This window comes from Larkinella humicola, assembly GCF_008727875.1.
GTDB lineage: Bacteria > Bacteroidota > Bacteroidia > Cytophagales > Spirosomataceae > Larkinella > Larkinella humicola.
The window spans coordinates 351,437-374,274 of the sequence record NZ_VTWS01000006.1 but is presented as its reverse complement, the minus strand read 5'-3'; the positions used below and the strand labels follow the sequence as shown (position 1 = coordinate 374,274).

The following is a 22,838-nucleotide window of genomic DNA, read 5'->3' as shown; positions in this document are numbered from 1 at the left end:
GGTGCTTAATAGCCAGGGTTTTGGGTTAGTGACCGATTCAGGTCCATTTCCCGTTGCGGAATCAGGTAAAGCATGTGAAAATCCTGCACAGTCAGCCCTTTGGCATTCATCACCGTGGTATACCGCCCCGTCCGAACCAGATCAAACCAGCGGTGGTTTTCAAAAGCAAATTCCACCCGCCGTTCCTGTTCGATGGCCAGCCGGAAACTGCTCTGGTTAGTGGCCGTCGTGGCCGCCAGTCCCGCCCGCTGGCGCACCTGGTTCAGATACGTCACGGCTTCGGGGTTGAAACCCACTTCGTTGAGTGCTTCGGCGGACATCAGCAGCACGTCGGCATAGCGGATGACGGGAAAGTCGATGTCCGAATCCCCGGCGAGGGCTCCGAATTGCACGTATTTACTGACATACCGCTGCGTCACCAGTTGCCCGGTGGCATCAAGGTAGGAAGATTTCATCGAAAAGGACTTGCGGAGGTCGCCGGTCTCGTAAGCGGTTTCCATGTCTGCCGTCACATACCGCATGCTCCCGCCCGTTATGCGCGCGCCTTCACTGGCCTGAACCGGCCCGAAACCGCTTCCCTGACCCGTGTTGCCCGATTTATACTGAACATTGAACAGGGTTTCGGCATTGGTCGGTGTGGCAAAGCTGAAGACATCTGCATATTTGGGCAGCAACTGAAACCGGCCCGACGAAATGACTTCCTTGAGTTTAGTAGCGGCTTTGTCCCATTCCTTGCGGGTCAGGTACACCTTGCCGAGCAGGGCTTTGGCCGCGCCCTGCGGTGCCCGCCCGACATCCGTTGAACCATAGGTGACGGGCAAAACCTGTTCGGCGCTTTGCAAATCGCTGATGATCAGGTTATAGACTTCAGCGGTTGGGGTTCGGGTGAGGTTGCTGGCACCGTCGGCGTCGGTGATTTCGGTTGTTACCAGCGGCACATCGCCGTACAGGCGGACCAGGTTAAAATACAGCAACGCCCGCAGAAACTGGGCTTCTCCCCGGTACTGTGCCTTCAGGTTATCGGGAATGCTGGCGGTTTCAATGCGGCTCAGGATGGCGTTGGCGCGGCTAATGCCCCGGTAATGATCGCGCCAGGCCGCGTAGATGATGTCGTTGAGCGAGGTGTAGGAATGATCGATGAACTGAAAATTGTCGACGTTGACAGCCTGCCGGGTCGTTACGCCGTAATTGGCGTTATCGGTCGATACTTCGCCCATCCAGTACAAGGATGTGTTGTAGGTGCCACCCAGTTTGAGCGAAGCATACGTTCCCACCACGGCATTGTTGAAATCGGCTGCGGTTTTGTAAAAATTAACCGTGTTGCGGTCGGTTTCGGGCGACAGGGCCAGAAAATCATCCTGACAACCGGCCAGAATGAGCAGGCTGAACAGCGAAAGAAAAAGGCTTTTGGCTTTCATGAGGTCGGGTTTGGTCAGAAGGTGAGACTTAAACCAAGGGTGAAGGTGCGGGCGGGCGGATAGCCGAGGTAGTCGATTCCGGCCGCCAGCATGTTGTCGCCGGAGTTGCTGATTTCGGGGTCGTAGCCGGGGTATTTCGTAAACGTGAAGAGGTTGTTGCTCGTCAGGTAAACCCGGCCGGTTTGCATCCCCAGCCGTTTCGCCAGCCCTTGCGACAGATTATAGTTCAGGGTGACGTTACGAACCCGCAGGTACGAACCGTCGAAATTGAAGAAGGAACTGTAGCGCAGGTTGTTGTTGAGGGCACCCCGGATGATGCGGGGGGATTTGCCGTCGCCCGGGTCGGTGGGTGATTTCCAGTAGTTGTCGATGACTTCACTGAGGTTGTTCTGCACCCCGTGATACCCGCGCACAAAAACCGCCCCGGCCCAGAACACATCGCGCCCCTGAACGCCGTTCATCAGCACGCTCAGCGACCAGTTTTTGTAGCTGAACGTGTTGTTAAAACCGTAGAATGCGCGAGGTTGCGGGTTGCCGATGATGGTCCGATCGGCGTCGGTGATGGTGCCGTTGCCGTCCACATCCTTGTACATTAAATCCCCCAGCTTGGCTCCATTTTGTTTGGCATGGGTCGAAAGCTGTTCCTGCGTCAGAAAAACGCCTTCGGCTACGTGGCCGAAGAAACTCCCGATGGGCTGGCCCACCTGCGTGATGCTGACATCCCCGCGTCCGCCGTCGGAAAAGAGCTGTTCGCCCTCCGAACCGAGCCGCAACACTTTATTCCGGTTGAAGGTCACGTTGAAACTGCTCGTCCACTGAAAATCCCGGGTGGCGATGGGTTTGCCGGACAGTGCCAGTTCGACGCCCTTGTTTTCCAGTTCACCAATGTTGACCCAGGCCGTGGTGTAGCCCGTAACCGCCGGAATGGCTTTGTTGAGCAGCATATCGGTATTCCGACGGTTGTAATAATCGCCCGTGAATTGGAGTCGGCTGTTGAAAAAGGCCAGATCCAGACCAATGTCGATTTGTTTGCTGGTTTCCCAGCCGAGTTGGTTGTTGGTGAAACTGCCCTGTGCGAGCCCCGGAACCTGGGTGTTGCCCAAGACGTAATTGGTCGCAGAAAGCAGGCCTAAATAACGGTAGTTTCCGATGGCGTTATTGCCCGAAAAACCGTAGCCCGCCCGGATTTTGAAGTCGTCGAACAGGTTGAGGTTTTTGAGGAACGGTTCTTCCGACAGTCGCCAGCCCGCCGAAAACGACGGAAACGTCCCCCAGCGATTGGCCGATCCGAAGCGGGAAGAGCCATCGGTCCGGATGGTGGCCGTCAGTAAATACCGGTCGTTGTACGCATAATTGACGCGGCCCAGGTAAGAAAGCAGCGCCCATTGCCCGACGGTGTAACTCCCGCCCGTAATCTGACCGCCGTTGATGTTTTCGAGCAGGTCGTCGGCAAAATTCGTGGCCGCTGTGGTGGTTGCCGTGGTGGTCGATTTTTGGATGGTGAACCCAGCCAGAGCGTCAAAGGAATGGCTGCCAAAGCTGCGCCGGTAGTTGATCGTGTTCTCATTCAGCCAGTTAACATCCGAGGTGTTGACGATGTTGGAGGTCGCGGGCGACAGCGAAGCACTGCCCGATAGGGTCGAGGGTTTGAACGTATTGGTGTTGTAATAATTAAAATCGGTTCCCACGCTGACCTTCAATTTCAAACCGGTCGCCAGTTCGTATTCGCCAAAAACATTGCCGAGCATCCGGAATTGAGCATTCGTGCTTTTGTATTCATTGGCGGTTTTGAGTGGATTCGCAATCGCGCCCATACCCACATTCGTCAGGTCGAAGGTGTTGCCGTAGGAACCGTCGGGGTTGTAAACCGGGATCATCGGCGGCATGGAAAGAGCTTCGGCGACGATGTTATAATCTCCGTAGTGACCGGTGGACGGAACGTTGTCGGTGCTGGTATAGCTCGGTGCCAGGTTCATGCTCACTTTGAGCCGTTTGGTCAGTTGGCCGTCGAGGTTCAGCCGGGCCGAATACCGCTCAAATCCGGAGCTGATCAAAATTCCTTTCTGGTTAAAATACCCCCCCGAGATCGCATACCGCAACTTTTCGGTGCCGCCGGTGGCCGAAACCTGGTAATTCTGGATGGGCGCATTGCGGAAAATCACGTCCTGCCAGTCGGTGTCGACCTTGGGCAGGTTGTTCAGATCCTGCCACGCTTCCGGAATCCGGTACGACGCGGAGCGGACACTGTTCGGGTCGGTGATTTTGGCATTGGGGCCGCCGTTATCGAGCCAGCCGTTGTTGTGTCCTTCAATGACAAATTCGGCAAACTGCCGGGTATTCATCATTTTGAGCAGCCGGGCCGGTTCCTGCATGCCGACGTAGGCATCGACGGTGATCTGGGCCTGACCGGTTTTTCCGCGTTTGGTGGTGACGATGATCACGCCGTTGGAGCCCCGTGAGCCGTAAATGGCCGTCGCCGACGCATCTTTCAGGATTTCAATGGATTCGATATCGGCCGGGTTGATGGTGTTGAGCGGATTGCCGACCCCGGAGTTGTTAATGGGAAACCCATCGACCACAAACAACGGTTCGACTCCACCAGAGACCGAGCCAATCCCGCGTACCAGAATGTTCGTGTTACCGCCCGGCGCGCCCGAGGTGGTGGAAATCTGCAAGCCCGGCACCTGTCCCTGCAACGCCTGATCGAGCCCCGAAACCGGGATGCGTTGCAGCTCTTTGGCCGAAATCGACGCTACGGAGCCGGTTAGGTCCTTTTTCTGCTGGGTTCCGTAGCCGACCACGACAACCTCGCCCAGTTGCTTGGTGTCGGGCAGCAGCACCACATTGATGGTGGATCGGTTACCGATGGCCCTTTCTTCGGATGTATAACCTACGAATGAAAAAACCAGTACGGATTGGGCAGACGTTGCTTTCAGGCTGTAGGTGCCATCCGTTTGGGTGGTGGTGCCGGAGGTACTGCCTTTCTCGATGATCGTTACGCCGGGTAGGGCCTGTCCCCCTTCTTCGGTGACTTTCCCCGAAATGGTTATCTGCCCCCAGCTCAGGAGTGGCCAGACGGTGACCAAAAACAGGAGAACTATTTTTTTGTAGTAAATTGTTAAGGATCTCATAATATTCAATATAATTGAATTATGAATTAGGAATAATTTCACTGCAAGGCTATAAAATTTAGTGGTTTTTTCAAAATTATTTTTGATATTTTGCTATAAAAATAAAAAAAAAGTGGCTTTAAAGAATAAATGAAGAAAGGGGCTTATCATGTGTCTTAGGCTTGGGGTAATAAAAAAAATCCTCTTAAATTCAATATAATTGAATTTAAGAGGATTTTTTTTATTCAGAAACTGTGTAAAGCAGCCCGCAGGGCCAGGGGTGAATATCCCCGGATGCAATCCGGGGACGGGGAGGGGATGGAGATTCTGGATTGGGCTGGAAACCGGCTAGCGGTTTTTCATATCCGTCACCATTTGGTAGGAAAAGTAGCTGAGCATGGCCACAACCAGCCCAATCGCCAGCCAGATGAGCCAGGGATTGGAGGTGAAAATCGAAGGGGAAGAACCGCTGGAAACGTGAACCGACACGGGTTGATGGACCTGAATTACCGGCGGGTTAGTCGGTATTTTCGTCTTAAAATGCACCAGATCATACGTCGGCGCACCCACGGCGGGATTGGCAAACGCCAGATGGTACGATTCGCCCGGTTTCAGTTCTGCCAGTAATTCCGTGGTTAACTGCTGGGCCTTGATGCTACCCAGCGTCAGCGGAACATTATTCTGATTTTCGATGATCAGGAACAGGTCGTGCGTGGGCTGGTTCGGCAGCAGGACGGTATGCAGACTGTCCATCGAGTGGAGTTCGAAACTCCTCAAGGTTTCGAAAAAACGGTGCCGGCGATTCCTCTTCTGCTTTTGAATCCGGAACTGCCCCAACTCCGCACTTCGGCGGTATTGGTCCGGCGATTGTACTGAAATAATCAGTTTGTCCGGGCGCGATGGCGTCGGGAAAGTGATGTGGACGTAACTTTTGTGATCGCTGCTGTCGCGTTGCGTAAAAGAAATACCGGGAATGTCGGAATAATTACCCGCTTCGGAGGTCGTAGTGTAATACCCGACTTTGAGAATATTCAGCGGGGCGCTGAGCGAGTCGTTGATTTCCAGTTGGTAATATTCGTAATCGCTCAGTGGAAAACCGAGGATTTTGGCCTCCGACGTCGCCTGGTTGTTGGAAACCGGTTCGAGTAAATAATCATCCTCAATCCCGTACCACGTTTTGCCGTCGTTGCTGCCACTCAGCCGGGCTTTTTTGCGGAGGTTCGTATTTTTCAGGATCAGGCCCAGGGAATTGATCGGCGTTTTGTTGCCATTCCGCAGCACCAACTGGGTCGATACCGAAGTGGTGGTTTTACCAACCAGCTCATATTCCCTGAATTGAACGTGCTCACCGGGTTGTTTTTGCGTCAGCAGATACGGTATTTCCCGGTTTTGGTCATCATAGAGCCGGATGTCGGTTTTGGCGGCATTCAGCCGCCCGACCACGGGGGGGGGCAACAGAATCCGGTAATAACCGGGTTGCGTCACCGGAGGAATCCCCGCCCGAAAGTCAAAGGATTGCGTCCGGCCTATTCCCCAGGTCAATATGAAAACCGTCGTCAGATTAAGCAGTCGGTTCATGCGTCGCATGGGCGTCGTCGATTAGGATTAACTTTCTGATTTTCTGGTACATGAACGAAATGATCAGCAACAGCACGCCCAGCGAAATAAAGGCCGCAATTTTTCCGCCTTCCGAAATGCCCTCGATGTCGTAAATAAACAACTTCAGGATGGTCAGGGCAAACAGGCTGAGCGACAGAATCCGGAGCTGGCGGTTTTTGCGGTTTAATCCAATCCACATAAACACAAAGGCACAGACACCCCAGAGAATCGGCAGGCCAACTTTATTGGTCTGAATCAGCAGTTCATCGAAACGCACCAGCGCCGGCTGGCCTGCCAAACCACCGGTTTTTGATCCTGCAAAACTGAAATAAATGACGTGCGCGAACAATTCCGAGGTGGCCAGATACACGATGACGTAGCCGATAAACCAGGGCCAGATTCGCAGCAGAACCGGCGGCAGGGGCGTCAGTTGGGCTTTGTTGCGGTCGATGAGCCACAGAATCACGATGGTAAAAAGGAGGCTGACATAATGGACCGGGAAGCCAATCAGGCTCGGTTCGTCGCCTAAAAAATAATCGTTCAGCAGCGTCATCGTCGCCGGGCTGTAGGTCGACAGGTAGGCGATGATGCCGAGGAGTCCGAGACCGACAGCGATCCAGAGCGATCCGCGTTTGCCGGAACGCTGGGCATTGAACAGCAAACCGGCCCCGAAAAACAGGTTGTAGCAACCGAGCAAAATGGTCTGGTTGGGACCAAACCCGATCCGTAGTGCCGACTGATAATCCAGTTCGAACAACCCACTCAGGTAGAGCACCACTACCGTGATGAACCGCAGAAACCGGCGATAGCTTTCCACGTCCAGTTGACCAATCCAGAACCGGAAAGGCTCGGTCTGTGTGTTCAATAACCGGTTGACACCAAGGAGACCAACGATGGAAACCAGGCTGGTAATGAAGGCTTTGTTCAGCAAAATGGGCAGGGGCGAGGTCGAAACGCCACCGTACAGATCCGCCCAGTCCATGCCCAGACTCACGAGCATCAGGCCCAAAACCAGCACCGAAGCGGTTGAAACCAGCGTCAGACCGGATTTTTGGGCCAACCACAACAGCAAGACGGCTTCCAGCGCCCAGAACATCGTAATGAAATTGCCTTCGAGCTGCACCGGAATCGCCAGACTCACGAACGTTATCACGAGACCGATCAGCAGGTAAATCAGCGTGCGGTCCACGGCCTCCCGGCGATAGAGAAAAACCGCCAGCCCGAAGTTGACGACGGCCAGTGCCACCGTAAACAAACCCTGGTAGTTCTGATGGCCGCTATTGAGCAGAATCACCATCCCGGCTGCGAAGAAGAAAGCTGTACTGCTCAGCAACAAACTAATTTCCACAGCCGAAAACCGGGCTTTTTCTTTCAGATTATTGATCAGATTCATCGCCATGAAGACGACGTAAAACAAGGCTGCGAAAATGAAGGCGCCTTGATAATGCGGTTTGTTTTCGAGAATGCTGTCGGACAGCCAGGCTCCGAAGAGTAGAACCGTGAACCCGTAGGCGACGATGTGCACCAGATTCCATTTCTTGAAATAGGCCAGCACCAGCATGCCCACGTCCAGAATCAGAATGTAGGTCAATAAAACCACGTAGTTGCCCTCGCCGGAACTGACCATAAACGGGGTGGCAAAACCGCCGACCAGCGACACGACGGCCAGTTCGACGCGGTCGTAGGAAATGGCTAGCAGAATGGAAAAACCGGTGATGACGACCATCAGTACAAAAGCCGTCGTCTGGTTGAAAATGTGGTAATCGTGGAAGGCAATGGCAATGGTGAAGTACAGAACCGCTAAACCGCCCCCGACCAACACGGAACTGAAGGCACCGAACGATTTCCGCAAGCGGTGGGCAATGCCGATGAGCGCTCCACCCGCCAGCACACCGATGAAGACCCTGCCAATCTCGTTAATCCACTCCTGATCGATGGCGTATTTGACAAAGTAGCCGATGCCCAGCACCAGAATGCCGATCCCGATTTTGTTGATGAGGTTTTCGCCAATGAATTTTTCCAGATCGGGATTGTCGCGCAGAAAACGTTGAAAAAACGATAGCTGCGGTTCGGCCGGAACCGGTGGGGGTGGAGGTAGAACCGGAAGGGGTGACTCGCTGATGTCCTTGGGAATCGGCGGAGGAAGGGTGCTTTCGATCCGAAATGCCGGTTGTTCGACTACGGGCGCTGGTTCCGGTTCTGGTGTCGGTATGGGCTCGGGCCGAATCACTACGGAAGGAGCCAGCGGTTCTATGACTTCGATCACCGCCCCCCGTTCGTCCAGCATCGTGGGTTTCACCGGCTGGTCAGTTGAGCCAACGGTGTTCTGAAAGGCTTTGAAATCGGCGCGCAATTGAGTGATCTCATCGCTTTGCCGCAAAATCAGTTGCTTGACGTCTGCAAACCGGCTGAAGGCAACCAGGATGAGAACAATGACAATAACCAGTAAGAACGCTTCCATAGGGTGGTTTCGGTGGAGCTTATGTCGTCGTAATCAGTTTTTTAGGCGGTTGAGCGAAGGGTGAAAAGCGATTCCAATATACATGAAGTGATCGCTCTTGACAAACCTTTGCAACCTAAAGTTGGGGGATGTCGGCCGCAACCGCCAGCGGCATCTGGTAAGTGGTCGGGTTTCGGAAACAACTCCCGTCCACGGGGTACATTTCACAGGATGCTCATCGGTGAAACCGCCCGGCTGATCGGGAAAAACCGGCTCCCGGTCGAATGGGCAAAAGGCGGGTTAAACGCAGCCCCCGATTGGGCTTCTAACCTTCAGTAACGAACAAATAAACAATCACGAACATGAAAAAGACCATCATTGCCCTCGCAACTGTAGCCCTTTTAAGTACCGGCGTTTCAATGGCTCAACGCACATACAATCCCAACGCAAACCGCAATCCGGCCCCCTACAGCAACACCAACCCCGGCTCGCGTTACGACGATGTGAAGGAAGACATCAAGATCGACCGGCTGGATGCCATCGTCAACCTGTCGCGGAAACAGGAAAAGGAGTTGAAACGCATTGAAGACCGCTACGATACCCGCGAGAATATCAGCCTGCAACGTCGCAACCCAAAAATATACCAACGGATTCAGGCTCAAAAGCAGACCGAAATCCTGAATGTGCTGACGCCGAAACAACGTGAAAAATGGTTTGCCTTTCAACAATCCAACCGCTTTGATCGCAACAACGGCTACGGCCGCCGGAGCTAATCCCGATCCGTTTCTAATTTTCAAACCCGCCTTCTCCCGACAGAAGGCGGGTTTTCTTTTTTGTAAGAAAAGTCCGTTCGGGAACCTTGAGCGGTGCCAATCTTTTCGGTACTTTGCCATATGACTATACCTCCACTGGATTTAATTCTTTTGCTGGGTACGGCGCAGGGTTTCATCCTGGCGGCTTTGTTGTGGTTTAACCGAAAAGGCAACCGGCTCCCGAACCGTTTGCTGGCGGTTTTGGTGGGTTTACTGGCATCGGCCAGTCTGGCGGTTGGCATACCAATCATGAATCCGTGGATTCATCTGTTTGTCGATTTTGTTCCGCTGATCATTATCATGCCGTTGGGGCCGCTGATGTTTTTTTATACCCGTTCGTTGCTGGACCCCGACTTTCGGTTGGGCAAACGCGAACGGCGGCATTTCTGGCTGGTTAGTATCGACTTTGGGAGCAAATTGATGGCCTGGATTTTCCTCTTCGGCTTGCTGTTCGGTTTTTTTGAACACAGCGACAACCGGAAGGTGGGCTCCCTGATGGATGACTACGATAAATACGCTGACATTCCGCGCTGGATTTCTGTGACTCTTTATGGCCTGCTATCCTACCGCTGGCTGGCCCGGTTTCAGAAAATGAATTCCGACCTAACGGCGCAACAGCGGGCGAGCGTACGCTGGCTGCGGCAGTTTCTGATGGTTTTTGCGGCCTTTCAAACGATCTGGTTTCTGCATCTGATTCCGTATATTCTTCCCCAAACCAGTAATGCCCTGCTGGATGCGTTTGGCTGGTATCCACTCTATATTCCGATTGCGGTGATGATTTACTGGCTGGGATTGGGTGGGTATTTCCACGCCCGTCACGCGGTTTGGCCCGAACCCGTTCGCAAATCCAGTCCGGCGGTTTTGCCCGACGAGCTGATTCAGGAAACGACGAGTGGATTGATCAAAGCGATGGAAACCGATCAGCTTTACCTTGACCCGGAACTGACCGTCGAAAAAGTCGGGCGGCATTTGCGGCTGCCGGTCAAAACGGTTTCGGCGGTTTTGAATCAACACCTCGGCAAGAGTTTCAACACGTTCGTCAATGAATACCGGGTGGCGGATGTCAAACGGCGGCTGAACGATGCGGCCAGTGCTAACCTGACGCTGACCGGCATTGCCTTCGAATGCGGTTTCAATTCCCAGGCCACGTTCCAGCGGACGTTCAAGCAAATGACCGGGCATTCGCCGAAAGAGTATGTAAACCGGCAGGCGGTGTAAAGACAATAACACCTCGAAGAGCCAGGATCATTAGCCGGACGAATACCCATTCCCGGCGACGGCCCGATCGATAAAACACCCTGAAAGGGTGGGATCATCAGCCGTGGGCGCCGAATGACCGTACCCAGCGACTACAAAACACCCTGAAAGGGTGAAATCATTAACCCGCGTTAAAGCCGTGGGTTTTCCTACGGTGGACTCCTATCGGCGGATCCCATCGGCAGATTTCTGTCAGCGGATTCTTATCGGCGGATCCATACCGTCGAATTCCTACCGGCGGATTCCCATCGGATAAACACTCAGCGGACGCACCCACGGCTTTACCGCGGGTTGATGATCTCACCCTTTCAGGGTGTTTTGTAGGGTGGGCCGTCGCCGGGTATGTGGTCATTCGGCGCCCACGGCTTTACCGCGGGGTAATGATTTCACCCTTTCAAGGTGGTGTATACGGCCTGTTCGAGGAATATTACCTCTCAAATCCGGATTTGAGCAGACTGAACCTTGGCTTTTGGCTTGTTTTGATGCAAACAACAAGCCAAATGACGTATTCAGCCAATTTCTGCCTAACCTCCATTTTTGGATTTCTTTTTACCCTTTTGACAGTGATTGCCAATGCCCAATCCGGTTATTTGACGCTTTCCGGGAAAGTTATCAATCAGGAGACCGGCGAACCGATTCCGTTTGCGGGTATTTCGGTGGTGGGGCGGAGCATCGGGACGGTCTCCAACGTAGTGGGTGCCTTTCTGTTGAAGGTGCCGAACGAGTTTGAAAGGGACAGTCTGAAAGTTTCCAGTGTAGGCTATCAATCCTTTACGCAACCGATTATACTGGCAAAAAACCAAAATCTGGTCATCCGGTTAAAAACCGCTGCCATTACGCTGGACGAAGTGCGGGTGCAGACCCGGCGGAAAACCGCTGTCGATATTCTGCGGGAAGCCATTGCCGCTATTCCACGTAATTATGACACCACCTCGGTGCAGATGACGGCTTTTTACCGGGAAGACGCCCGGTTTGACAACGAGCCGATGACGTTCAATGAAGCCGTATTGTCAGTCTACAAAGCGGCTTATAACCAGTCGGATCTGAAAGATCAGATGAAGTTGCTAAAAGGCCGCAAGAAGAATTACAAACTAACCAAGTACAACCTGCCGCCGATTATCAACCTGAGCAACGGCGCGCGAAATTCGCTGATGGCCGATTTCATCAAGCAGCCCATTCACAAGAACAGCATTCTCAACGAGCGGAATTTCAAAAATTACGATTTCAGACTGAGTACGCTGATGGCCGACCGGACGACCTACGTCATTGAAATCCGGCCGGGGAAACCGAAGCGGAAATCGTATGCTACGGGCAAATTTTACATCGATGCCGAGACGATGGCGTTTGTTCGCTCCGAACTGCAGATCAGCCAGGCCGGGCTGGACAAGGAAAACCGCAACGACTGGCTGATGAAAAAAATAGCCTCCATCGTGTATAAACAGAATTTTAAGCTCTCTGATTTTAAGGAAGTTATTACGTATACAAAGCATGGGAGCACCTGGCACCTGAACAATGTGGAACGACGCTATGAAGCCCGCATCAACAGCCCATCCCGGAAAATCGTCGATAAAATCTGGAAAGTAGCGACCAGTTTTACGGTCACGGACGTGGTGGCAAAAGGCCTTCAGCCATTTGCTGAAGGCGACATTGCCGATAACCGCAACTCGATGAACACGCTGATCGGCGAACAGAACGACCCGAATTTCTGGGAAAACTACAACATTCAAAAGGCGGTTTCGGCCGATTCGGTTTTGGAGCAAACGCCGGTTTCGAGCGCGTTGAAAAACCGGGTTGGAAACCGGCTGAACGGTTTTACCCGGGCCGACACCCTACGCGGCAAACTCACGCCTTTGCGCAGTAATTATGACGTGACGTTCTACGATCTGGCAGTCAAAGTAGATCTTGAAAACAAGGCGATTAGCGGCAAAAACCGGATGCGGTTCAAGGTTTTGAATCCGCTGGACAAACTACAGATAGACCTATATGCCAATATGGCGATTCACCGGATTTCGTACGCCGGAAAACCATTGGCCTACACCCGGGAATTCGATGCGGTTTTTGTGCAGTTTCCCGAAAAGCTGAAGCCGGGCAGTGAGCAGGAACTCGATATTGAGTATTCGGGCACCCCGCAGGTGCCGGATTGGTCGGTGCCGATGATGGGCGGTTTTTTGTGGGACAAAGACCAGGAAGGTCATCCGTGGGTGCAGGTGGTTTGTCAGGGATCGGGTGCCAGTTTGTGGTGGCCCAACAAAGACCACCTCTCCGACGAACCCGACAGCATGCGCATCAGCGTGACCGTGCCGGACGGTTTGATGAACATTTCCAACGGTCGGCTGTTGCGAAAAACCGCCTTGCCGGACCACTGGACGAATTATGAGTGGTATGTAAGTTATCCGATCAACAACTACAACGTAACGCTGAACATCGGAAAATATGCCCACCGGCGCGAAACCTATGGCCCGGATTCGCTGACGCTGGATTACTATTGCATGCCCTACAACCAGGAGAAATTCCGCTGGGTTTTCGACGGGGTTAAACCGATGTTGGCGACGCTGGAGAAACACTACGGCCCGTATCCGTTTCCGCGCGACGGATTTACGTTGATGGAATCGCTCTATCCGATGGAGCACCAGAGTGCGGTTTCGTTTGGGAAATTACCCGCCGAACGCGCCGATTCGCTGACTTTGGGGGATTCCCTGCGAATTATGCAATTGGCCTGGCATGAAGTTTCGCACGAGTGGTGGGGCAATAACGTCAGTTGCCGCGATCTGGCCGATATGTGGATTCACGAAGCATTTGCCACCTATTCGGAGGGGTTTTACCTGGAATCGGCGGTTCCGGAAGATGGCGAACTGGGCTACATCGCATCGCTTCCACCGCAGGTCATCGGCAAAGAGCCGATTATCGGTGTTCGGGATGTGAACCACATTCATTACGACATTGGTGATCTGTATTCTAAAGGCAGCCTAATGCTGTACACCTTTCGGCACATGCTCAACAATGACAAGCTTTGGGCTGAAATCCTGAAAGGAATCCAGCAACGGTTTCGGTTACAAACCGTAACCACAACGGATATTGTCGGGTATATCAACGAAAAAACCGGGACAGATTACACCTGGTTTTTTGATCAGTACCTGAAGTATACGACGATTCCAACGCTGGAAGTTCAATTGATAGAAAAGACGCAGGATTTAGTCGTGAAGTATCGCTGGAGAGCCGACGTACCCAATTTCCGGATGCCCATTCGGGTGACAAAAACCGAAAACCACTCCGATTTCATCACGCCCACGACCATCTGGCAAACGATGACACTCCCCAACCTGACCGCCGATGACTTTGAAGTCGACGAAACCCGGTTTTACGTAAAAGTGGTAGAAGTGGAACCTGATCACCCTGTCAGCGGTCGCAGACCCTGACAGGGTGGTCAGACTCCACTTCTACGACCGCTGTTAAGGGGGGTAATAATCGAATCCCCTCACCGCTGTCAGGGTCTGCGATCGCTGACAGGGTGTCATTTTACGACAAACTCTGAATCCTTGACGCCGTCGTTGATTTTGACTTTATCAACCGTCATCTGCATCTGAAACTGACCATTTCCCTGCACCATCGTGGATGGATATTTCAACCCTTTAAAGTCTTTGTAGTCAAGATACTGGGTGATTTGTTGCATTTCTCCGCGCGGTGACTTCTGGATCGATTCCGCCTGGGTTTTCAGACCGGAAGCTACGTCATAGTAATCCGTCCACAAAACCGTTCCGTCGGCAGCCGAATGCTTGACTTTGTAGGCATCTTTCCCGCCCACTTTCTGGGTTCCTTCGACGGTGCTTTTTACGCCTGATTCAGCAAAATGCAGTTCTGGACAGAGCGCGCTCTGGATAATGATTGGCTGGGCGTCTTTGCCTTCCAGTACCTGACCATTTCCGCGCATTCCGCCCATCGCGACTTTGGTGCCGTCGCTGGTCATTTTGAACACTTCCATACCGCCGGCAATCATCACCCGGGAAAACTTGTTGGGTGCTTTTTGTTTCAACGTAATGACCATCGGGTTGCCCTGCATTTCCGTCGACAATTCAATGACAAGGTTGTCAATTTTGGATAGGAAATCCTTCCCACCCACGGCTGTCAGATATTTCGCAATAATTTCATCGGCTGTGGGCGTGGTTTGGGCAGTGGCCCAAAAGGAGAGAGCAGGCAGCAGGAGGAAGGTAAGAATTACTTTTTTCATGATTTCAGGAAGAAGGTTTGGCGTCAAAACTAACGGAAAAAAGCAGATAGTCAAGCAGAAATGCCAGTACCGATGTGGACTTCAAACTTCGGATAGGGAATCAGAGTTAGGGATACGCAACAAAACCAAATTCATGGCTACCTACCAACTTCTCCACGACTGGACCGTAACCCCCGCCGAAGCCGTCGCCCTGCAACAGCAACTGCGGCACGAAATCCGGATTCAACCGCTCAGTAAACCCGTGGAAACCATTGCCGGTTGCGATATTTCCTTCAACAAATTCGAGGAAACAGTGTATGCCGGTATTGTCGTTTTGCGGCTCGATACACTGGAAGTGGTTGAAGAAGTGGGCGTAATCAGTTCGGCTACGTTTCCGTACATTCCCGGACTGCTGTCGTTTCGGGAAATACCGTCGCTGCTCGAAGCCTGGTCGAAACTGAAGACCGAGCCCGATGTCGTGATGTTCGACGGCCAGGGCATCGCGCATCCGCGCCGGATTGGCATTGCCTCGCACGGCGGCCTGTTTCTTAACCGCCCCACGTTCGGCTGTGCGAAGTCGGTTCTGGTTGGCCGATACGACGAACCGGCTCCGGAGCGGGGGGCGTGGTCGCCGATGAAACACTACGGCGAAACCATCGGGGCCGCTTTGCGAACCAAAAACAAGGTAAACCCGGTCTACGTGTCGCCCGGTCATCTGATCGATCTGGAAACTGCCATCGCGCTGACGTTGCAGTGTGACGGTGCCCGGCGGGGATACGGTTACCGGATTCCCGAACCCACCCGCCTGACGCACAACCTCGTCAACGCCCTGCGACGCGGGGAGCGCCGTCCGGACTGACGATCAGTGGTCTTCGTAAACGGTTTCTGGTGTCCGCTGCCGGGCCGTTGGATAACAACCCGGATGGCGGTTTTGCAAAAAGGTCTTCTGCTTAGCGAGTTAGCCAATGGTGGGTTTATTTGAAAAGGAAAAGAACAACCATCGGTCAGGGAGGCTGTTGGAGTAGAGTACACAAGTTGTTTTCACTCTAATTTGCTCCTGTTATGATTTTGAAAATGGATCGGTTGCCAATTGAGCTACCTACACCCAGTAATCCGTCGCCGAATGATGCGGCTGCGGTTCAGGAACTCCTCGGTGGAAAATTCGGGGAAATGTCGACCCTGATGAACTACACCTACCAGTCTTTTAATTTCAGGGGCCGCAAGAAAATCCGTCCGTTCTACGATGTCATCAGCAGCATTGCCGGTGAAGAATACGGTCATATTGAAGTCGTCGCCTATACCGTCAACCTGCTTTTGACGGGGGCAAGCAAACGGGGTTTCGACCCCACCACGGCGCCCCTGGCCGACGCGGTCAATGCCCGCAATACCCACCATTTTATTGCCAGCGGTCAGGCCGCCCTGCCGATGGATTCGATGGGCCATTTCTGGACGGGAGACAATGTGTTCAGCAGCGGCAATCTGAAGCTGGATTTGCTACACAATTTCTTTTTGGAATGTGGGGCTCGTGCCAATAAAATGCGGGTCTATGAGATGGTAAGCGACCCAACGGCGCGGACCATGATCGGGTATCTGCTGGTGCGGGGCGGTTTGCACGTGGTGGCCTATGCCAAAGCGCTCGAAAAACTGACGGGGGTGGAAGTAACCAAGCTGTTGCCGATTCCGAACCTGAGCAACAACGCCTTCCCGGAAGCGAAGAAGTTTATGGAAAATAAACTGCACCTGAAACTGTATACGTTCAGCAAGGAAGATTACCAAACCGCCGGATTGATCTGGAACGGAACGCACCCCGACGATGGACAGGAAGTGGAAGTTGTGTTCGGAAGTCCTGAAGGGTTTCCGGCACCCGATCTGGAAGCAGAACCCCAACTCAATGCCCCCGGCGATGACGAAATCGATCCGGAAATGTTCGCCGATATGGCGAAGAAGATGGGGATCAAATTGTAAGGAAACCTGCCATTCACCGAAAAACGCCCGATTGTTCATTGGAACGATCGGGCGTTTTTCGGTGAATGGTTTTCTGCCGGATCGGAAAACCGGATTACAACCCTATTTTTGCTGCTGATCTTCTTGCTCAGCCAGGCGCTCAGATAGTACATTTTTGAGCTTTTTGACATCACGATCTAATTGAGCAGTCTTCAAGGCGATTTTAGTAAGAAGATCATTCGCCCGATCAACAGCCGAATAAGCAATTTCAATTTGTTTCGTCTTTTCCTGAGGATTCATCATAATCGGTATTTGTTATGCGTTCCAGCATGAATCGGCAGTGTGAAATATCTAGTTCTATTTCTTCCAATTCACGGTGATACCGTTTAATGCTATTTTTAAGGCGGACTTGGCTTGCAATGATCTCATTGTAAATATAACTCTCAAAATCACTTTTTTCTCTCGTCAGATACAGAAATTTCTGTATCTCATAAAGGGCCAGTTCGACTTGCAATACCAAACCGATTAGTTCCAGTTGTTCGGCTTCAAGATGCAGTAACCAACGTGTATAATACGCTTTTGAATTCGACATATCTCTAAACGACATCTGGCATGGTAGTTAGACGTTGATCCTTTCAAATCGTCACCAAAAAGTTAGGTAAATACTGCATGTTTCATTTTAGATCTGCAATTCCAACACCCAAGCGTCTCTTTCCGACACTTCAGCAACCCTGCCTTTCGGTTCAGCGGCTTTTATAGCATCTTTACCAAACGATGGAAAAACTGAACGACAAATGGTTGCGCCTGCTCGGCATCCTGGTGGTGGCGGTGGTTGCTACGTTTGTTTTTTATTTGCCCGACAATGGGCCCGAGGACATCACCTGGTTCCATGGACTGTTCATTAGCCTGATTGAGTGGACGGTTTTGCTCGAAGTGAACCGGCAGGGAATCCTGCTCGCCCGCCGGAAATTTCCGCGGCTGAACCAGACCCGGAACCGGATTCTGCTGGAACTGAGCTGGTTCGTAGGGGCCACGATTATTCAGCGGGTGACGGTGACGTATATCTACGACGTGACCCAATTCTGGGGCTATCCCTTGCCGGGTGGAACCTACTGGGTGACGACCCTCGTCTCGTTTTTATTCACCCTGCCGATTGCCGCCATTTATGAGGGGCAACACCTCTATCGCCAGTGGTGGACAACCTATTATGAAGCCGAGCAACTCAAAAAAGAAAACCTGCAAAGCCAGCTCGATTCGCTCAAGGCGCAGATCAACCCGCATTTTCTGTTCAATAGCCTCAGTACGCTCTCGTCGCTGGTGACCGAAGATGCCAAACAGGCCGAGCGGTTTATTGAAGAACTGGCGTCGGTGTATCGCTACGTGCTGCACACCAACGAGCAACTGCTGACGAGCTTAGACCACGAATTAACCTTTGTCCGGGCGTATTTCAACTTGCTTCAAATGCGCTTTGGACGCAGTGTGGAGCTTGAAATAACCGTCGATGAACGGTATGAGGATTTTCTGGTGCCACCGCTGACGCTGCAACTGCTGGTGGAGAACGCCGTGAAGCACAACGTCGCCTTGCCCACCAAACCGCTGCTCATCCGGATTTATACGGATGAGGCTCATAATCTGTTTGTGGTCAATAGCTTACAAAAAAAACAGAATGTAATTCCCTCGAACCGTACCGGACTGTCAAACATAACGGCCAAATACCGGCTCCTGAAACAACCCGAAGTGGTGGTCCGGCAAACCGGGGACTGTTTTCAGGTGATGATTCCTTTGATTGAAGTGACTGCCTATGACTATTCTCATCGTTGAAGACGAAGAAGCAACGGCCCGGAAACTCCGTCGGCTGGTGCAGGAAGTGGAACCCGACGCGATCATTGCCGGTATCACAGTTAGTGTAGACGAGTCGGTGGAGTGGCTGCAAACCCACCCCAAACCGGATCTGATCCTGATGGATATTGAGCTGGCCGACGGCCAGAGTTTCGAAATCTTTAACCGGGTGTCGGTCACGAGTCCGGTTATTTTTGTGACGGCCTACGACGAATACGCCATTAAAGCCTTCAAAGTCAACAGCATCGATTACCTGCTGAAACCCGTCAAGGAAGACGAACTGCGGAGCGCCCTGACGAAACTGCGCAGGATGAAAGAAGCTTTTCTCGAACAGCCTGACGGCCTGAAAACCTCGCTGGCGACGCTGCTGCGGAAGTTGGCAGCCTCGTCGTCTACGGAAGAGCCGCCCGCGTCGGCCGAACCCGTGTATCGCGACCGGTTTTTGGTCAAGCAGGGACAACGGCTTTTTTCGGTTCCCCTGTCGGATGTAGCGTACCTGTTTACCCGCAATAAATTGTCGTTCCTCAAAACCCGCGACGAACACGAATGGATGATCGATTATACGATGGACGAGCTCTCGTCCCTGCTCGATCCCAACCGGTTTTTTCGGCTGAACCGCCAGGTCATTGCCGAACTGCGGGCCATCGACAAAGTGAATCTCTATTTTAACGGAAAACTCAAAGTGAGCCTGCGCCCGGTTTTTGAAGAGGAAGTGATCGTCAGCCGGGAAAAAGCCGGAGAGTTCCGGATTTGGTTAGGGGAGTGAAATCCGACGTTTCGGAGGCAAAACTCAACAATTCGGTGGACACAGCGTTGGGTCAGCGGCTTTTTTCAGGCAGTTTTGTGTCGCTAAAACGAACAACAAATGCGATGAAAACCAGCTTGTTACTAACTTCAGTCTTCCTTCTCCAGTGGTCAGTGGCGGTTGCCCAGATGCTTACGCCGGAGCAGCTACGCACCGACTTTAGCCGCTTCCGGACGGCCTTGAATGAAGCCCATCCGGCCCCGTACCAATATACATCCAAAGCCACGTTCGACTCCCTTTTTACGGCAACGGAAGCTCAGCTAAATCGTCCGATGACGCAGCAGGCGTTTTACAAAACGATGGTTCCTCTGCTGGTGGCGCTGAAAGATGGTCACGTCAAATGGATTCCGGCGGGTCAGGATGAACACTACCCGTTTCATACCGGTAAGCTTTTCCCGCTGAAACTGTATGTGGTGGAAAACAGAGCCTGGGTGGTGGGAAGTTACGGAACCGAAACCGTCCCGAACGGGGTTGAACTGACCCGGATCAATGGAAAGTCCGTTGCGGATATTATTCAGGAACTGTTGCCTAGCATGACCTTTGCGGATGGCCATACCGTCAACGGGAAATACGAAGACCTGAATCAGTTTTTTAGCGGTTATTATGCTACGTTTATCGCATCACCGGATGTGCACGAGGTTCGGTATCGGGCTGGAAATGAGGAAAAAACGGCATCGCTTTCATCCGTAACGCTTGGTCAAATCAACGCGTACAACGAAAAACACAAGCCCGCCAGGCAACGGCCTTTCCGGCTGGCATTGATCGAAAATGGGACCACGGCGGTGATGACCATCGAGCGGTTTTGGGACGACAAAAAAGAGCAGGACTACCGGGCGTTTCTAAAAGATTCGTTCCGGAAACTGAAAGAAAAGCAGGTGCAGAATCTGGTGCTCGATTTGCGAAACAACGAAGGCGGAGAAGAGACCTACGGCATTAATTTGTACCAGTACCTGACCGAAAAACCGTTCCGCTATTACGATCATATCCGCGTTCGGCAAAAGAAAAGCTACTCGTTTCCGGCCTGGACACCAGCAATTTACCGGAAATTCAAGTGGCTCGTCGTCCAGAAGCGGGGCGAGGGGTATGTGTTTACCAAACAGCCCGGTCTGAAAATCCAGAAACCAAAGCGCGATGCTTTTCACGGCAAGCTGCTGGTGCTGGTTAACGGCTTGAGCTTTTCGGTAACCACAGAGTTGGCAGCTCGCATACACGCCGACAAACGAGCGGTTTTTGTCGGTCAGGAAACCGGGGGCGGCTATGCAGGCGACAACAGTGGAATTTTTACCGTCACCCAACTCCCGAATTCCAAAATTGATCTCGGCATCGGTATGTTCGGCTACCGCATGGCGAACTTGCCGAACAACTTCAAACTGGGGCAGGGAATCATCCCGGATCACACCGTTGTGCCGACCGTCGATGATGTGTTAACGAACAACGACCGGGCGATGAAACAAGCTCTTGAACTCATTCAAAGCACGTCGGCACCCACTACGAATAACAGCAGTACCCATTAATTTACAACAAATACAACCGATTTATGAACATCATTTTTTCGACAGCTCTGCTGTCGCTTGGGGGCCTTGTTGCCGTTGCACAACCGCCCCAAACCGTTTCGGAACTGCAAATTGGCTACGTTCGGGAAACATTCACCCTGCGTGACTTGCAGGCATCGCCGATGCGTTATGTGGCCAATCTGAACGGGGGACGACTGGCCTACACCCGGCAAACGGCTAAAAATCAATGGCGGTTTGGTCTGCAAGCCGGTTTGGCCGATTTTATTTCGCCGACACTGGGGATTCGCGGGATCAAATTTTCGCCGGAACAGGAGCAGCCCTTGTATCTGGTGCCAACCCTGTACCGCGGCACCCTTGACCTGGAATACCGGCGTTTGATTCACCAGACGGCCAACCGAACCACCCGGCTTGGTGTCGGTCTGCACGATACATTTGGCTACGCAGACGGGTTGGCGTTGAACACCTGGGTGATGAATACAGCGGCTGTCAGCGCACTTTATCAGACGCAGCTACGGCTTGGGAAGAAAAATACGTTTAACGTCAACGTCTCGCTGCCGGTGTTGGCGGCTGTTAGCCGGATGCCCTACAGCAACGTCGTTTCAAAGCCGAACAGCTCGGACACCAAGACCTTTTTCAGCGGAACGCAACTCGCTGCGTTCAACCGGTTTCTGAATCCGCAAGTGGGTATTGGTTACCGCTTCGATGCCACGCCCCGCATCGCTTTACGGGCCGATTATCGCTACAGTTGGATGCGCTACACCGAACCGCGCGTCATTCAGACGGCCGCTCACGCAGCTTCAGTATCCCTGGTTTATAAATTTCAATACCAATCCCGGTAAACAACACCATCATTAAGTTACTATCATGAAAATCAAGTTTTTAAAGTCGCTTTTGCTGGGGATTTCGGCCCTGTTGCTGGTTTCCTGCAACGACCTGGCGGTTGGCCCCGAACCGGCTAACACCCCCGAATCCAATTTCGATGTACTCTGGCAGGAATTTGACCGGATGTACGGCCTGTTTGACGTTCAGAAAATAGATTGGAACACGATGAAACAGAAATACCGGTCTCAGGTAAAACCGGGGATGTCGGACGACCAGCTTTTTGACCTTTTGTCGGCGATGCTGGGCGAGTTGAATAACGGTCACCTTTGGCTACTGAAACAAGGCCCGAACTACCGGCGCTACGATAGCGGCCCGACGTATCCGCTGGATGAATTCAGCGTTGATGTGGTGAAAAAATACGTTCGGGACGTGAAGGAGGTCCGGGCGGAAGATGGGGTCAAGGTGCTGTATGGAAAGCTGGCCGGGAATGTCGGGTACATTCTCTTTACTGATCTGGGACTGGCTCCGGATTTCTACGACCAGGCTCTGGATGATGCGCTGGCGGCTCTGGCTGATACGAAAGGTCTGGTGGTGGACGCCCGGAATGTTCCCGGTGGCCTTGACCGCTCAAGCCAGCGGATTGCCGGTCGGTTTGCTTCGGAACGGAAATTGTTCATGACCACCCGGTTTCGCAATGGTCCCAAACACAGCGATTTCACCGCTCCCATCGAGTGGTATGTGGAGCCGGGCGGCAAAAGTCAGTATACGAAACCCATTGTACTGCTGACGAACCGGATCACCCAAAGCGCGGGCGAAACGTTGACGCTGGCGATGAATCAAAACCGCAACGTTACGCAACTGGGCGACAAGACGTACGGCGTTTTCTCCGACAATCCGAAGCGGGAACTGCCAAATGGCTGGATTTACAGCGTCACACCGGGCGACTTCCGGGCGGCTGATGGCAAAAACTACGAGGGCATCGGAATTGCACCCAAAATTACGGTTGTCAATACCAAAGAAGACCTTGCCGCCGGGAAAGACAAGGTGCTGGAAGCGGCACTAACTAAGTTTTAA

At 52.6% G+C, this 22,838-nt stretch carries 17 protein-coding genes; 10 read left to right on the top strand and 7 right to left on the bottom strand.

Translation table 11 applies throughout. From position 1 onward, the window contains the following. Positions 1 to 5: 5 nt before the first annotated feature. The 4 genes from F0P93_RS23095 to F0P93_RS23080 all read right to left on the bottom strand — a co-directional run bounded on the left by F0P93_RS23095 (position 6) and on the right by F0P93_RS23080 (position 8,588). On the bottom strand, positions 6 to 1,418 hold the full coding sequence (locus tag F0P93_RS23095; protein ID WP_150880098.1) for a RagB/SusD family nutrient uptake outer membrane protein: 1,413 nt from the start codon (positions 1,416 to 1,418) through the stop codon (positions 6 to 8). A gap of 14 nt (positions 1,419 to 1,432) precedes the next feature. Continuing rightward, positions 1,433 to 4,549: a SusC/RagA family TonB-linked outer membrane protein gene (locus F0P93_RS23090; RefSeq protein WP_150880097.1), complete on the bottom strand. Its 3,117-nt coding sequence runs from the start codon at positions 4,547 to 4,549 to the stop codon at positions 1,433 to 1,435. A gap of 327 nt (positions 4,550 to 4,876) precedes the next feature. Beyond that, entirely contained in the window at positions 4,877 to 6,106 is a 1,230-nt protein-coding gene (locus tag F0P93_RS23085) for a hypothetical protein (RefSeq protein WP_150880096.1), read from the bottom strand. Beyond that, positions 6,090 to 8,588, bottom strand: a complete 2,499-nt coding sequence (locus tag F0P93_RS23080; protein ID WP_150880095.1) for a DUF2339 domain-containing protein — start codon at positions 8,586 to 8,588, stop codon at positions 6,090 to 6,092. The genes F0P93_RS23085 and F0P93_RS23080 overlap by 17 nt, the downstream gene beginning before the upstream one ends. Before the next feature lie 341 nt (positions 8,589 to 8,929). Between F0P93_RS23080 and F0P93_RS23075 the strand changes: the two genes are divergently transcribed. The 3 genes from F0P93_RS23075 (at position 8,930) to F0P93_RS23065 (ending at position 14,052) form a co-directional block, all read left to right on the top strand. Continuing rightward, positions 8,930 to 9,340 carry a hypothetical protein gene (locus F0P93_RS23075; RefSeq protein ID WP_150880094.1) on the top strand — a complete coding sequence of 137 codons (411 nt, stop codon included), beginning with the start codon at positions 8,930 to 8,932 and terminating at the stop codon, positions 9,338 to 9,340. A 120-nt stretch (positions 9,341 to 9,460) separates the two neighbouring features. Further along, the gene (locus F0P93_RS23070) at positions 9,461 to 10,597 is read left to right on the top strand and encodes a helix-turn-helix domain-containing protein (RefSeq protein WP_150880093.1); all 1,137 of its coding nucleotides are present in this window, start codon (positions 9,461 to 9,463) and stop codon (positions 10,595 to 10,597) included. Positions 10,598 to 11,136: 539 nt separating this feature from the next. Then, positions 11,137 to 14,052, top strand: a complete 2,916-nt coding sequence (locus F0P93_RS23065; protein WP_191908895.1) for a carboxypeptidase-like regulatory domain-containing protein — start codon at positions 11,137 to 11,139, stop codon at positions 14,050 to 14,052. A 95-nt stretch (positions 14,053 to 14,147) separates the two neighbouring features. On the opposite strand, the gene F0P93_RS23060 is transcribed toward F0P93_RS23065, so the two are convergent. Beyond that, positions 14,148 to 14,861, bottom strand: coding sequence for a hypothetical protein (locus F0P93_RS23060; protein ID WP_150880091.1), 714 nt, complete (start codon positions 14,859 to 14,861; stop codon positions 14,148 to 14,150). A 133-nt stretch (positions 14,862 to 14,994) separates the two neighbouring features. Here F0P93_RS23060 and nfi point away from each other — a divergent pair, with 133 nt between their 5' ends. Further along, the gene (gene nfi / locus F0P93_RS23055) at positions 14,995 to 15,699 is read left to right on the top strand and encodes a deoxyribonuclease V (protein ID WP_150880090.1); all 705 of its coding nucleotides are present in this window, start codon (positions 14,995 to 14,997) and stop codon (positions 15,697 to 15,699) included. Between the two features lie 203 nt (positions 15,700 to 15,902). Then, positions 15,903 to 16,805: a manganese catalase family protein gene (locus F0P93_RS23050; protein WP_114405159.1), complete on the top strand. Its 903-nt coding sequence runs from the start codon at positions 15,903 to 15,905 to the stop codon at positions 16,803 to 16,805. Between the two features lie 102 nt (positions 16,806 to 16,907). On the opposite strand, the gene F0P93_RS23045 is transcribed toward F0P93_RS23050, so the two are convergent. After that, entirely contained in the window at positions 16,908 to 17,087 is a 180-nt protein-coding gene (locus F0P93_RS23045) for a hypothetical protein (protein WP_150880089.1), read from the bottom strand. Continuing rightward, on the bottom strand, positions 17,053 to 17,391 hold the full coding sequence (locus F0P93_RS31565; protein ID WP_191908894.1) for a hypothetical protein: 339 nt from the start codon (positions 17,389 to 17,391) through the stop codon (positions 17,053 to 17,055). The genes F0P93_RS23045 and F0P93_RS31565 overlap by 35 nt, the downstream gene beginning before the upstream one ends. A 167-nt stretch (positions 17,392 to 17,558) precedes the next feature. Between F0P93_RS31565 and F0P93_RS23040 the strand changes: the two genes are divergently transcribed. The 5 genes from F0P93_RS23040 to F0P93_RS23020 all read left to right on the top strand — a co-directional run bounded on the left by F0P93_RS23040 (position 17,559) and on the right by F0P93_RS23020 (position 22,838). Continuing rightward, the gene (locus F0P93_RS23040; protein ID WP_150880088.1) at positions 17,559 to 18,605 is read left to right on the top strand and encodes a sensor histidine kinase; all 1,047 of its coding nucleotides are present in this window, start codon (positions 17,559 to 17,561) and stop codon (positions 18,603 to 18,605) included. Next, positions 18,586 to 19,389 (top strand): LytR/AlgR family response regulator transcription factor, encoded by an 804-nt coding sequence (locus F0P93_RS23035; protein WP_150880087.1) that lies wholly within the window; start codon positions 18,586 to 18,588, stop codon positions 19,387 to 19,389. Before F0P93_RS23040 ends, F0P93_RS23035 begins: the two co-directional genes overlap by 20 nt. A gap of 104 nt (positions 19,390 to 19,493) precedes the next feature. Next, positions 19,494 to 20,942: a S41 family peptidase gene (locus tag F0P93_RS23030; protein WP_150880086.1), complete on the top strand. Its 1,449-nt coding sequence runs from the start codon at positions 19,494 to 19,496 to the stop codon at positions 20,940 to 20,942. Between the two features lie 23 nt (positions 20,943 to 20,965). Then, complete coding sequence (locus tag F0P93_RS23025; protein WP_150880085.1) at positions 20,966 to 21,781, top strand: porin family protein; 816 nt, start codon at positions 20,966 to 20,968, stop codon at positions 21,779 to 21,781. A 25-nt stretch (positions 21,782 to 21,806) separates the two neighbouring features. Further along, a complete protein-coding gene (locus F0P93_RS23020) occupies positions 21,807 to 22,838 on the top strand; it encodes a S41 family peptidase (protein ID WP_150880084.1) in 1,032 nt (343 codons plus the stop codon).

Bases quoted from the DNA above. Each gene is read 5' to 3' on its own strand.
- F0P93_RS23085 (WP_150880096.1), bottom strand. From the start codon at position 6,106: ATGAACCGACTGCTTAATCTGACGACGGTTTTCATATTGACCTGGGGA.
- F0P93_RS23030 (WP_150880086.1), top strand. From the start codon at position 19,494: ATGAAAACCAGCTTGTTACTAACTTCAGTCTTCCTTCTCCAGTGGTCA.
- F0P93_RS23050 (WP_114405159.1), top strand. From the start codon at position 15,903: ATGATTTTGAAAATGGATCGGTTGCCAATTGAGCTACCTACACCCAGT.
- F0P93_RS23025 (WP_150880085.1), top strand. From the start codon at position 20,966: ATGAACATCATTTTTTCGACAGCTCTGCTGTCGCTTGGGGGCCTTGTT.
- F0P93_RS23020 (WP_150880084.1), top strand. From the start codon at position 21,807: ATGAAAATCAAGTTTTTAAAGTCGCTTTTGCTGGGGATTTCGGCCCTG.
- F0P93_RS23065 (WP_191908895.1), top strand. From the start codon at position 11,137: ATGACGTATTCAGCCAATTTCTGCCTAACCTCCATTTTTGGATTTCTT.
- F0P93_RS23090 (WP_150880097.1), bottom strand. From the start codon at position 4,549: ATGAGATCCTTAACAATTTACTACAAAAAAATAGTTCTCCTGTTTTTG.
- nfi (WP_150880090.1), top strand. From the start codon at position 14,995: ATGGCTACCTACCAACTTCTCCACGACTGGACCGTAACCCCCGCCGAA.
- F0P93_RS31565 (WP_191908894.1), bottom strand. From the start codon at position 17,391: ATGTCGTTTAGAGATATGTCGAATTCAAAAGCGTATTATACACGTTGG.
- F0P93_RS23075 (WP_150880094.1), top strand. From the start codon at position 8,930: ATGAAAAAGACCATCATTGCCCTCGCAACTGTAGCCCTTTTAAGTACC.
- F0P93_RS23060 (WP_150880091.1), bottom strand. From the start codon at position 14,861: ATGAAAAAAGTAATTCTTACCTTCCTCCTGCTGCCTGCTCTCTCCTTT.
- F0P93_RS23080 (WP_150880095.1), bottom strand. From the start codon at position 8,588: ATGGAAGCGTTCTTACTGGTTATTGTCATTGTTCTCATCCTGGTTGCC.
- F0P93_RS23045 (WP_150880089.1), bottom strand. From the start codon at position 17,087: ATGATGAATCCTCAGGAAAAGACGAAACAAATTGAAATTGCTTATTCG.
- F0P93_RS23095 (WP_150880098.1), bottom strand. From the start codon at position 1,418: ATGAAAGCCAAAAGCCTTTTTCTTTCGCTGTTCAGCCTGCTCATTCTG.
- F0P93_RS23035 (WP_150880087.1), top strand. From the start codon at position 18,586: ATGACTATTCTCATCGTTGAAGACGAAGAAGCAACGGCCCGGAAACTC.
- F0P93_RS23070 (WP_150880093.1), top strand. From the start codon at position 9,461: ATGACTATACCTCCACTGGATTTAATTCTTTTGCTGGGTACGGCGCAG.
- F0P93_RS23040 (WP_150880088.1), top strand. From the start codon at position 17,559: ATGGAAAAACTGAACGACAAATGGTTGCGCCTGCTCGGCATCCTGGTG.